Genomic DNA, 12275 nt, shown 5'->3' on the forward strand with positions numbered 1-12275 from the left:
ACTGCTGGTGCGGATCAGATCGATTGATTGGCTATTATTCCGATCATTATAAAGATATTGAGAGGACGCTTAATTTAGTTAAACAATATCCCCAGTCGGCGATAGAATCTATTGCTAAGTTAGTCAAAGAGGACTCTAAAACTCTACAACGAGTATTTGTTGAGAACCTTGTCTCTGAATCTCCGTGGGAAGAACCCCTTGGGAAATTGAAAAGTGATCTTCTAGAATCAATTGTTAGTAGTCTTGATTTCGATGCCGAAGAGTCATGAAACTTTGTTTTCGGTGATCTTTATCACAAAACAGTGATTGTATGACAGGATGTATATTCCCGAAAATCGACTTGCTACAACTCGTTAATTTTCAGATAGATACTGGGTTTGTTCGACTCCCTAACTCGTATCATGTTTAAGCCCAATGAACTATCATACATCTTGATCTGAAAACTCATAGGGTAAGTGTGTGGCTGGAGTAACTTAGGTTAGTTTTTGCTTAAGTAACACCAGAAGTAACATTTTTAAATTCTATTTTTGTAATTTCTATATTAATCATTCTGATAGGTTGGATAGTAGAGTCCAGTAGCGACCACATTATACGAAAGAGCCCACCTAGTGTGGGCTTTTTTGTGTCTGTAATTCCTCGTTGTATCAAGCTCTTAGTCATATTTTGGCTTCAAGAGAACCCATAGCACGTTGTAAAGTTCACCATTATCCAATGAAATATAGTTAATCTAAGCAGCGATCTACGTCTAGTAAGAGATGTAATTAACAGTTTCGTGAATGTGTAGTTGACGTGATGACCGTTCAAAAAATAAGGTTGGCTTATTCGTATTGATGAATATTCTCATTTTTGAATACAAATTCACGTTGGTAAGCTAGGTATGGAACTCACTTCGGTATTAAAAGAACTACAAGCTTTTGTGTATGCAGAACATGAAGCTAGCATGGAAAAACTTCTAGAAACTTGGAAGAAACCTTTAGAAGAAAAACTATTAAAAGGCGAAACTCAACGAATAGAGTCAGTAAGATGTTCCGGGTCTAATCATCTGGAAGTCGTATTGGGTGATAATGAATCACGTTTTAGAGAAGGCGACATGATTTGTTTGCATCTTGGTGACCCAAGTAACCATAAAGTGTTTGGTCAAGTAGCGATTGAAGCTGAAAACGATGGAGAGTGGTTGCTCAAAGTCAAAGTAGATCAAAGCTTACTTCCACAACTAAGTGAAGGATGTTATGCCGACCCTGCAGGCATGGACTTAAAACCGTTTTATGACAAAGCTTTGGCTGATGTAGCAACATCGAAAGTCGGCAGAGACGTATTGCTGCCTATGCTTTCCGGACATTTGAATACGGAAACGATTTATGACGAAGACTTTGATGACGCTGCCGATTATGCCGAATCTCGAGGATTAAATGAAAAACAGAGTGAAGCTGTTGGTATTGGTGTCGCATCTAAATACTTAGCGTGTATTCAAGGTCCTCCCGGAACGGGTAAAACAAAAGTTATTAGTATTATCGCCAAGCTTCTTGTAGAGGCAGGGCAGAGAGTTTTCATGACTTCTCATACCCACATGGCGATCAATAATGCACTCAATAAAATTGTAGAGGAAGGGGTTCCTGTTGCAAAAATTTGTGCGAGTGGCGGTAAGAAATCACTGAGCGACAAGGTTCAGCATTTTGAATACGCATCAAAATGGCAAGATATACCGGACACTGGGTATGTGATTGGTGCGACACCTTTTGCTACCTGTAGTGAGCGACTTGAAAGCTTTACATTTGACACCATCATTTTTGACGAAGCTAGCCAAATTACTGTTCCATTGGCGTTAATGGCAATGAGAAAAGGGTGTCGATTTGTATTCGTTGGGGATCATAAGCAGCTTCCTCCTGTGATACTTTCTCAATCCGTTCTTGAGGACAGTTCGGCTTTCTCTAAGATGATTATTGGCAATGAAAAGGTTTCGGTATTGTTAAGCCAAACTTATCGGATGTCTCCTGCCTTAACTGAATGGCCTAGTAACTGTTATTACAAGGGCGAATTAGAATCGAAAAGACCACCAACGCTGTCATCATTTTCTCTACCTAAAAAACCTCACAAGTATTCCGACGTCCTCTCTAGCGATCGACCTTCTGTATTTATCAAAACTCCAGGGGTCAATGCCCGAAGTGTGAATAGAAAAGAAGCGGCGTTAGTGGCCGATTTGATAACCGCGGCTGTTGAAGCGGGTCTATCTGCTGAAGAGATAGGTGTCGTTACACCGTTTCGGGGTCATGCCAAAGCTTTAAAGTCTTGCCTTCAGGATAAGTTGGGGATATTTGGATCAAAATTAGTGGTAACGGATACCGTGGAAAGGATGCAAGGCCAGGAGCGGGAAATGATTATAGTTTCATTTTGCTCCTCAGATCCGCAATACATTAGCGCTATTGCTGAATTCTTTTTCCAAGCGGAACGTCTCAATGTCGCCATTACTAGACCCCAGACTAAGTTGGTTATTGTAGGTCCCGAAATCCCAGAAGGCATGCTGCAACAGGTGGATGATCCTAAGGTGCGACAAAACATTGAAGATTATAAATCTCTGGTTCGTCACTGCTATAAGGTGGAAGTAGATTAATGGCACATATAGATACGATTACAGGCTTAGACCGCAAGCATCGACGTCATTTCAAAAAGGTATTCAATAAACTCAATGACGAATTTTTTATTCGTGAGTCATTATTAGAGTCTTTACAAGTTGCTCCTTGTATTATTGAGGGTCCTTGCAATAGTTGGGTGTTTGTTGGAGTCCATTCAGAGAAACCAGATAGTATTAGTCTTTCTAAATTGTTGAAGTTTAATGACTCGATGTTGACGTTAGGTTTAAAGCCTATTCAGTATCTAGCTGTCGTCGATAATATGATTGTGGAAGAAGAAAGTACTTTCCAAATTGACGGTTCTCTCCAAGTTAATACTTATCCCCAAGTGAATAGTTCTTTCTCTGATTATGTACAAATAATTGAGAACAAAACGTTTATTGAGCGTGGTGAAAAACTAATCCACGCCGCACTAACCGAGTTCACAATCGACTCACATTCACGAATCAAGCGCACGTTTTTTCCAGAGTCGGTTATTCCCGCGCAGTGTAGTACTCGTCGAGGAAAAGCCTCCGTAGACAATACCGCAAAGCTGCTCCCATTTTTTTTAGATTACGATCAAGAATTGGCTACTAGGCTAGATATGGTTGAGTCTGTCGATTCTGAAGAAGAAGGTCAGGAAGACATTTCAGTAAGGTTGATAAATGGGGTCGCTGGGAGTGGGAAAACTCTGATTTTAATTAATCGTGCCGTTTTGTATTGTAAAAAATACCCGGGAAAAAAGGTCCTTCTTGCGATACACAATAAGCCAGTGACGGAAGATATTAAATACAGGTTCGAAACTTGGCTTAAAGGCAAACCAGATAACCTTGAAATTGCTACCTTTCATTCATTTGCGCTAAAGCAGTACAGTAAAAGTCATCAGCGTGTTAAGCCAGTATTTGGCGATGCGAATATGAAAGAAGAAAAGAAGACCGTTTTAAGTGATAAAAATGAAGCTTACACGCAACTATCGTTAACAGATGAGCAGATTTGGTCCGAACTAGAGTACATCAATGACTATTTAATTAAAGACAAAGAAGAGTACTTGGAATTCGATCGACAGGGTCGTGGGTTTGCACTACAAAAAAGTCAGCGAGAACATATTTGGCAGCTATATGTTGATTTTTCTGCTCGATTGTCGTCGGTTAAGAAGTACCTACCGAGTTTATATATCAAGGAAGTGGCTCTATCAGACAAACCTCTTGAACAGTATGATCACATACTGCTTGATGAGGCTCAATTCTTCGCGCCATCTTGGTTACAGTTAATTAAACGCTCATTGACGCCGGGGGGACAATTATTTATTTGTGCTGATCCTAACCAAGGTTTCTTAAAAAGCCGTTTAAGCTGGAAGAGCGTAGGTTTGAATGTTCGAGGGCGCACTAAGCGTTTGAATCATTCTTACAGAACGACTTATGAAATAATGGTCGCAGCTAACGCTCTGCTCGATGATCTCGAAGGAAGCCCTGAAGATTACGTGAAGCCTGACTATGAAAAAATGGCAAGAGGACACAAACCTCAGATTATATATTCTCGAAATGCTCAAGATGAGAAAAAGAGGTTCCTGAACGAACTCGCAGTCCTGGTGCAGTCGGGAACAGTCGCTCTTCATCAGATCATGGTTTTATGCAGCCCAGAGTATAATCCATGGGCGCTAAAGCAAGACATTGAAAAACGAATTGGTTCTAACAAGGTCATTAACTACAACAACTCCAAAGAGTTAGCGGATAACGTAGGCAGCAAAGTTAGACTGCTTAATATCAATAGTTGCACGGGTATGGAGTCTGGTACGGTGTTTGTTCTTGGCTGTGGTCAAATAATTAACCAGCCTAAAAATCTAGAGTTGAGCGATTCGGAAAGGGAAGAAGTACTACAAGAATCAATGCGAAAACTTTATGTAGCAATGACTAGGGCTGGGCAAAAGTTAGTTGTTTTCAGTACTGAAGAGTTTCCAGTTAGCGTTGAAAAACATATTGAAATTACGGGAGAAGTTACCCAAGTTTAGTTGCAATTTATTTATCATAAGTAACTCTTAATCAATGCAAAAAGTCGCATTTACGATACAATACCACGCAATAAATCTTGGCTCCGCTGTTCAGAGCCAAGTCCTACATTATTCGAGTAATTAAGAACATGGCAAAAGCACCCGCTAACAAGAAACCCGCCTCAAAAGCTAAGCCTACGTCAAAAGCTAAAAAAGCGACCAAAGGCTTTGAAGAGACCCTTTGGGATACCGCTAATCAGCTGCGTGGCAGCGTTGAGTCATCTGAATACAAACACGTGGTATTAAGCCTTGTGTTCTTAAAGTTCATCAGCGATAAGTTTGAAGCGCGCCGTCAGAAGATGATAGACGACGGGCAAGAAGCTTTTGTTGAGATGAAAGAGTTCTACCAACAAGACAATATCTTCTTTTTACCAGAAGATGCGCGCTGGTCATTTGTTAAAGCGCGCGCTAAGCAAGATGATATCGCTATCATTATCGATACCGCTCTATCAACCATCGAAAAAAACAACCCAAGCTTGAAAGACGCTCTGCCAGACAACTACTTCTCGCGTCAAGGTTTGGAAGTGAAAAAGCTGGCGTCACTTATCGACAGCATTGAAAACATCGATACGCTGGCGAACGAATGCGACATGAGCGAAGAGGACTTAGTCGGTCGTGTTTATGAATACTTCCTAGGTAAGTTTGCAGCAACCGAAGGCAAAGGTGGTGGCGAGTTCTATACGCCTAAGTCAGTGGTAACACTGTTAGCTGAAATGCTAGAACCCTTCCAAGGTAAGATCTACGACCCGGCTTGTGGCTCGGGCGGTATGTTTGTTCAGTCTTTAAAGTTCATTAAAGAGCACGAAGGGCGCACCAAAGACATCGCTATCTATGGTCAAGAGCTTACCTCGACCACTTATAAACTGGCGAAGATGAACTTAGCCATTCGCGGTTTATCGGGTAACTTGGGTGAGCGTGCTGCCGATACCTTCTTTGCTGACCAGCATAAAGACTTAAAAGCCGATTACATCATGGCTAACCCACCGTTTAACCTTAAAGGTTGGCGTAATGAAGCCGAGCTAACCGATGATGCGCGCTTTGCTGGCTATCGCACCCCGCCAACAGGCAATGCCAACTACGGTTGGATTTTGCACATGCTCTCGAAGCTAAGTGAAACAGGCACGGCAGGCTTTGTATTGGCGAACGGCTCAATGAGTTCAAATACGTCTGGTGAAGGTGAGATCCGCCAGCAGCTAATCGAGAACGATCGCGTTGAGTGTATGATTGCTTTGCCGGGACAACTGTTCTTCACGACGCAAATCCCTGTGTGCATTTGGTTTATCACCAAAGACAAAACCGAGAACAACACCAAAGGCTACCGTAACCGCCAAAAAGAGACTTTGTTTATTGATGCTCGTGAAATGGGCACCATGATTAGCCGCACCAACAAAGAGTTGACTAAAGACGATATTGCGCTGATTGCTGACACTTACCATGCATGGCGCTGTGATGAAGCAGAACTTAAAGCGCGTATTGAACGTGGCGATGGCAAAGTAGAGAAGTATGAAGACAAAGCAGGTTTTAGCAAATCAGCGACCATTGCTGATATCAAGGCTAACGATTTTGTATTGACTCCGGGGCGCTATGTTGGCGCAGCTGACATAGAAGATGATGGCATTCCGTTTGAAACCAAGATGAGTGAGCTTTCACAAACCTTATACAGCCAAATGAATCAATCTCAAGAGCTGAATAAAGCGATTCGTCGTAACTTGGAGGTGTTGGGTTATGGGGAGTGAGTGGATACAGTCAGAGTTGGGTGATGTCATTGAACTCAAACGTGGATATGACCTTCCGAAAACAAAGCGAATTGATGGAAATGTACCTGTTATTTCTTCCTCTGGTCATTCCGGTTTTCACAATGAAGTGAAAATAAAATCGCCAGGTGTTGTAACTGGTCGATATGGCACGATTGGGCAGGTTTTTTATATAGAAGAAGATTTTTGGCCTTTAAATACAACGCTTTATGTAAAGGATTTTAAAGGGAATGATCCATTATTTATCTATTACTATTTGAAGACCGTATCTTATAAAGACTATACGGACAAAGGTGCTGTACCCGGGGTAAATAGGAATGATCTTCATAGGGCTAAAGTACTTTTACCCAAGTGTCCTAAATACCAGAATAAGCTAGCTATTCATTTACGAGATTTGGATAGAAAAATCACCCTCAACAACCAAATCAACCAAACCCTAGAGCAAATGGCACAAGCGCTGTTCAAATCTTGGTTTGTCGATTTTGATCCAGTTAAAGCTAAAATGAATGGTGCACAGCCAAAAGGGATGGATGCGCCTTTTCTTTTAAAAGAAGTTGCCTCGCTTTTCCCAGAAAAGCTCGTTGAGTCTGAACTGGGTTTGATTCCTGAAGGTTGGAGTCAGGGCGTGATTGCAGATATTGCCAAACTAAATGCGAAGTCATGGACAAAGAAAAACCAACCCGAACAAGTTCACTATGTTGACCTAGCAAACACAAAAAATGGTGTAATTGAAACAGTCACAAGTTATGACTTCAGTGAAGCGCCATCACGAGCGAGAAGAATCTTGAACTCTGGGGATACCATTGTTGGCACTGTACGTCCGGGAAATCGATCTTTTGCATTTATCGGTGATACAGAACAACCACTTACAGGTAGCACAGGCTTCGCTGTTTTATCGCCAAAAGAAGAGTGTTGGACATCGTTTGTTTACCTAGCTACTACCAATGATGACTCTATTGACGAGTACGCTCGTCTAGCTGATGGTGGAGCATATCCTGCTATTAAGCCTGTAGTTGTTGCTGACACTCCATGTGTAATCCCTACAAAGGATGTTGCGCAAAAATTCTGGCAGCTTACTGAAGCTATGTTGAAGAAAGCTCATCAAAATCGCCTTGAGAATGAGGTGCTGGCTAAGCTACGTGACACTCTACTTCCTAAATTGCTTTCGGGCGAAATCGATTTAGAAAATCAGCAAGTCGAACAAGCTAAAGCTCTGGCAGGGTAACCTTTCGTCATTCCAGAAAGTGAGGGACGAACTTATCAGGAATCTCGTTTTTGGTGGTGGTGAAAAGCGAGATCTCAGATACCTCGTCCCTCGGTTCTGAGATGACAAAGGCGAGGTTCTAAGCTGACGAAGGTGAAGTTCTAAGGTGGCGAATCAAACACACCTCAGATGACAGAACAAAACCGATTTGGTCCAAAAACAAATTCAAATAATTAAATCTAGAAAACATCAAACAACGTCAAACAGCAGTAGGAAAAGGCGATGAGCTTAAAATTTACTGAAGCCAAACTCGAACAGGCCATTATTGAGTTATTGGGTGAGCAAGGCTACCCACACGCAGTGGGTGAACAAATAGCGCGTGAAGACAAAGAACAAGTACTCATTGTCGATGACTTACGACGCTACCTTGCCAAGCAGTACCGAGGCGATGGTATAACCGAGAGCGAAATCGACACCATTGTCCGTATGATCTCAACGTTGCCTGCCAGTGATTTGTACCATAGCAATAAAACCTTCTGCCAATGGCTAACCAATGGCTTCTTGTTTAAGCGTGAAGATCGCTCAAAGAAAGACCTCTATATTGAGTTAATCGATACAAGACATTTGGCACAAGCCTTACGCTTGATGTTTGTGCCGTTGCTAGAGAATAAATCTAAACCTGATAATACTGATAGAGAAGTTGCTGAAGGTAAGGTTACGTACCTAGAAACAAATCGGTTAAAAGCGACTGACACCAATATCTATAAAATCGTTAACCAGCTAGAGATTGAAGGTGTCGATGAACAAGTTCGAATCCCTGATGGCATCCTTTATGTGAACGGCTTGCCGCTGGTGGTGTTTGAATTCAAAAGTGCCGTGCGAGAGAAAGACGCGACCATTTTTGATGCATGGAAGCAAATCTGTGTGCGTTATCGCCGTGATATTCCCAAGCTGTTCGTCTACAACGCGATGTGCATCATCAGTGATGGTGTGAACAACAAAATGGGTAACCTGTTTGCGCCGTATGAGTTCTTCTACGCATGGCGCAAAGTAACGGGCAACGAGTCTACCGAAAAAGAGGGTATTAACTCCCTCTACACCATGATTGCCGGGTTGTTTAACCAAACCCGATTACTTGATGTGGTGAAGAACTTTGTCTTCTTCCCTGATACATCAAAGAAAGAAATAAAAATCTGTTGTCGTTACCCCCAGTACTACGCAGCGCGAAAGCTTTACTACAACATTGACAAAGAACGTAAGCCATACGGTAGTGGTAAAGGCGGTACTTACTTTGGTGCAACAGGGTGTGGTAAGAGCTTTACCATGCAATTTCTATCGCGCCTACTGATGAAAAGCATCGATTTTGAAAGCCCGACCATTGTACTTATTACCGACCGCAACGATCTTGATGATCAGCTTTCTAAACAGTTCTGTAATGCCTCTGATTACATTGGTGATGAGATGGTGGTGCCAGTTAAAAGTCGCCAAGAATTAAGAGACAAGCTACAAGGCATCAAAAGCGGTGGTGTGTTTCTGACTACCATTCATAAGTTTACCGAAGACATCGAACTGCTTTCAGAGCGTACTAATATCATCTGTATTTCCGATGAAGCGCACCGTTCACAGGTCAACCTCGATAAGAAAGTGGTGATCAAATATCAAGATGGTATAGCCGTCGATGTGAAAGAGACATACGGCTTTGCTAAGTATCTGCACGATTCTCTACCAAGAGCGACTTACGTTGGTTTCACCGGAACACCGATCGATGCCACCCTTGATGTATTCGGTGATCCAGTAGACAGCTACACCATGACAGAATCTGTTAATGATGAAATTACGGTTCGTATTGTTTATGAAGGCCGAGCAGCTAAAGTTATTCTTGATAACAGCAAGCTAGAAGATGTAGAGAAATACTACCAAGCGTGCGCAGAAGCTGGCACTAATGAACATCAGATAGAAGAGAGCAAGAAAGCTTCTGCCAATATGAACGCGATTCTTGGCGACCCTGACCGTATTGAAGCTTTGGCGAAAGACTTTGTTGAACATTATGAAGGGCGAGTTAAAGAAGGTTCTACGATAAAGGGCAAGGCGATGTTTGTCTGTGCGAGTCGTGAAATTGCGTTTGATTTTTATAAGCAAGTCAAAGTCTTAAAGCCAGAATGGTTCGAGGAAAAGCTATCAATTGATGGCGTCGAGCTGACTGATAAAGAGAAAGAAGAGTTAAAGCCACTTGCGATGGTGCAAATGGTGATGACGCGCGGTAAAGACGATGACCCTGATCAGTATAGCCTGCTAGGGACAAAGGAATATCGAAAATCGCTCGACCAGCAGTTTAAGAGTCCTAAGTCGAATTTCAAAATAGCCATTGTAGTCGACATGTGGCTAACAGGTTTTGACGTTCCTGAATTGGATACGATCTACATCGATAAGCCGTTGCAGAAACACAACCTGATTCAAACTATCTCACGTGTTAACCGAAAGTTTGAAGGCAAGGGGAAAGGGCTGGTTGTCGATTACATTGGTATCAAGTCGCGAATGAATCAAGCCTTAGCGATGTATTCAAAGGCTGATGAGACTAACTTTGAAGATATTCGTTTTTCCGTTATTGAGGTGAAGAACCATCTCGATCTGTTAAGACAGATGTTCCACAAGTTCGATACGTCCGGTTATTACACAGGAGAGCCGTGTAAGCAGCTAGAGTGCCTTAATCAGTCGGCAGAATACATCCTTCAAACCAAGAAAGGCGAAACCCGATTCATGGCTTTAGTGGGCCGTATGAAGGCGGCTTATGATGTTTGCTGTGGTAGTGAATTGTTATCTCAGCAAGAGCGTGACCAAATTCACTTCTATATCGCAGTACGCTCTATTATCTTTAAGCTAACCAAAGGTGATGCACCAGACACGGCACAAATGAATAAGCGTGTTCGTGAGTTAGTGGCAGAAGCACTCCGTGCCGATGGGGTCGAAGAGATCTTTACCATTGGTGATGAACACGCCGAAGCTATCGATATTTTTGATGAAGACTACTTGGCTCGTATCAATAAGCTAAAGCTGCCTAACACCAAAATTCAGTTGCTTCAAAAGCTGCTAGAGAAGGCGATAAGTGACTTCAAAAAGGTCAACCAGCTACAAGGTATGAACTTCTCTAAGCGCTTCCAATCGCTGGTGGAGCAATACAACGAACGTCGTGAAAATGATGTGTTGAATGGTGAGGAGTTCGATACCTTCTCTCAAGAAATGACCGACATTATCTTTGATATCGTGAAAGAAATGGGCTCGTTTGAAGACCTAGGCATCGACCTAGAAGAGAAAGCGTTCCTCGATATCTTGAATCACATGCGCAAGAAATACGATTTCACTTACGACGATGACAAGATGCTCGAATTGGCGAAGGAAATGAAAACCACGGTAGACAATGTCGCCCAATATCCAGATTGGGCAGGGCGCGATGATATCAAAGCCAAGTTGAAAGTGGATTTAATCTTACTGCTACACAAATACGGCTTCCCACCAGTAGCGAACGATGATGTTTACAAAGGCGTGCTAGAGCAGGCTGAGAATTATAAGAAGAATGGGTGATAACTAGTCACCCACTAAGAATGGAGCATTTCTAGCTCTAAACGTTAATTTGGCAAGGATGTTTTATGTTTATAGAGTTTTTATTGAGCCTCGATCCAAACACAGTGTTAAAGATATCGTGTGGTATTTTGGTGGTAACATTTGGTATGGGATTTCGGCTGATATATCAGGAAAAGCCTTCTAACTTAGTTCGCCAATTTCCAAGCTATTTAACCACTGGTGGGGTGTTTTTTACCTTCTTAGGGATCGCGATAGGGTTACTTTCGTTTGACCCGAACGATCTAAACAATAGTATTTCTTCCTTACTAGATGGTCTTAGTCTCGCCTTTTGGTCCAGTATCTTTGGTATGCTTGGTTCAATAGTATTGAAGGGGATCATTCATTTAAAGCTTGATAAAAACCGTAGTGTTGTCACAGCAAACCAAATGCATCAGGTATTAAAAGAAGGAAACAAAAATAATGACTCTAGCCAAAATGCGATTTTGTCTGAGTTAAAAAAAATGACAAGAGCGACTGAGCAAGGAAATAAAGAGAGTCAACAGAATTTCGACTTACTCAGCCAAGAATTACGCGACTTTTCCTCCTCTCTTTCACAGCAAACTTCTCAGCAAATTGCTGAGTCGTTAAATGAAGCGATTAAAGATTTTAACAAAGGGCTTGTTGGACAGTTTGGTTCAAATTTCCAAAGGCTCGATGATTCGGTTGTAAAGCTACTCGAATGGCAAAGTAACTATAAACAACAAGTGGCGCAACTGACGGATGCATTTGAGAGCGCTGTCGAGAGTGTAAGTGCGACAGAAGTAGCGCTAGAGAATATTGCATCACACACTCAAGTCATACCGAGTGCGATGAGCAACTTAGAGAATACGACGGATGTCTGGCAGAACCAATTGAATGAACTAGACGAGCGGATATCCGTATTTGCTGAAATGCGTCAACATGCACTTTCCGCTATACCTGATATTGAGGGGAAGATGGATGAATTGTGCAAAACAGTCAATAGCTCTTTAGACAAGGTGTGTACTAGCATGGAAAGTGGTGCTCGTTCAGCTTCTTCTACTTTGCAAAACTGATCCGCACCAGCA

The 12275-nt window shown here is 42.2% G+C and carries 6 protein-coding genes and 1 pseudogene; all 7 read left to right on the top strand.

All coding sequences use genetic code 11. The annotated features are described in order from the left end of the window. Positions 1-269 (top strand): annotated as a pseudogene (locus AB4589_RS01870) (hypothetical protein); the annotation flags it as partial. Positions 270-877: 608 nt separating this feature from the next. Next, the gene (locus AB4589_RS01875) at positions 878-2608 is read left to right on the top strand and encodes an ATP-binding protein (RefSeq protein WP_009846886.1); all 1731 of its coding nucleotides are present in this window, start codon (positions 878-880) and stop codon (positions 2606-2608) included. After that, positions 2608-4614: a UvrD-helicase domain-containing protein gene (locus AB4589_RS01880; protein WP_009846885.1), complete on the top strand. Its 2007-nt coding sequence runs from the start codon at positions 2608-2610 to the stop codon at positions 4612-4614. Before AB4589_RS01875 ends, AB4589_RS01880 begins: the two co-directional genes overlap by 1 nt. A 128-nt stretch (positions 4615-4742) precedes the next feature. Further along, a complete protein-coding gene (locus tag AB4589_RS01885; RefSeq protein WP_372099163.1) occupies positions 4743-6389 on the top strand; it encodes an N-6 DNA methylase in 1647 nt (548 codons plus the stop codon). Next, on the top strand, positions 6379-7632 hold the full coding sequence (locus tag AB4589_RS01890; protein ID WP_372099164.1) for a restriction endonuclease subunit S: 1254 nt from the start codon (positions 6379-6381) through the stop codon (positions 7630-7632). The genes AB4589_RS01885 and AB4589_RS01890 overlap by 11 nt, the downstream gene beginning before the upstream one ends. Before the next feature lie 261 nt (positions 7633-7893). Next, on the top strand, positions 7894-11190 hold the full coding sequence (locus tag AB4589_RS01895) for a type I restriction endonuclease subunit R (RefSeq protein ID WP_372099165.1): 3297 nt from the start codon (positions 7894-7896) through the stop codon (positions 11188-11190). Between the two features lie 65 nt (positions 11191-11255). After that, positions 11256-12263 carry a hypothetical protein gene (locus tag AB4589_RS01900; RefSeq protein ID WP_372099166.1) on the top strand — a complete coding sequence of 336 codons (1008 nt, stop codon included), beginning with the start codon at positions 11256-11258 and terminating at the stop codon, positions 12261-12263. The last annotated feature ends 12 nt before the right edge of the window (positions 12264-12275 follow it).

Origin of the sequence: Vibrio sp. 10N.222.49.A3 (assembly GCF_041475145.1) — a bacterium.
GTDB lineage: Bacteria > Pseudomonadota > Gammaproteobacteria > Enterobacterales > Vibrionaceae > Vibrio > Vibrio tasmaniensis_A.